We start from the raw sequence: 495 nt of genomic DNA, 5'->3' as shown, positions 1-495 counted from the left end.
TGCTCCCTGCCCTGATCGGCGAAATAGTGGGTGACGCCCGCGGCAAGTCCGCCACCGCCGACCGGCAGCATGACGATATCGGGCATGCGGGCGCCCGGCATCTGGTCCGCGATCTCGTAGGCGACGGTTGCCTGGCCCTCGATGATGTCCTTGTGATCGAAAGGCGGCACCATATGGGCGCCGGAACTGTCGGTGAATTCCAGGGCAGCGCGATAGCAATCGTCGAAGAAATCGCCGACCAGTCTGATCTCGATGAAATCGCCGCCGAACAGCCTGGTCTTGTCGATCTTCTGCTGCGGCGTCGTCACCGGCATGAACACGACGCCTCGCCTGCCGAAATGGCGGCAGACGAAAGCAAAGCCCTGCGCGTGGTTGCCGGCGGACGCGCAGACGAACAGTTCGGCCTCGTTGCCGGCCGCCAGTGTCTTGCGGAAGAAATTGAAGGCGCCGCGGATCTTGTAGGAGCGGACCGGCGACAGATCCTCGCGCTTCAAC

General features: G+C 63.4%; 1 protein-coding gene. It reads right to left on the bottom strand.

What is annotated here, in order from left to right; translation table 11 throughout:
* The coding region (locus tag EN991_RS39315) for a pyridoxal-phosphate dependent enzyme (RefSeq protein WP_127370688.1) at nt 1–495 on the bottom strand (495 nt) is incomplete at both ends.

It is taken from the genome of Mesorhizobium sp. M7A.F.Ca.US.005.03.2.1 (assembly GCF_003997795.1).
GTDB lineage: Bacteria > Pseudomonadota > Alphaproteobacteria > Rhizobiales > Rhizobiaceae > Mesorhizobium > Mesorhizobium ciceri.
This window is presented reverse-complemented; position numbering and strand designations above follow the sequence as displayed.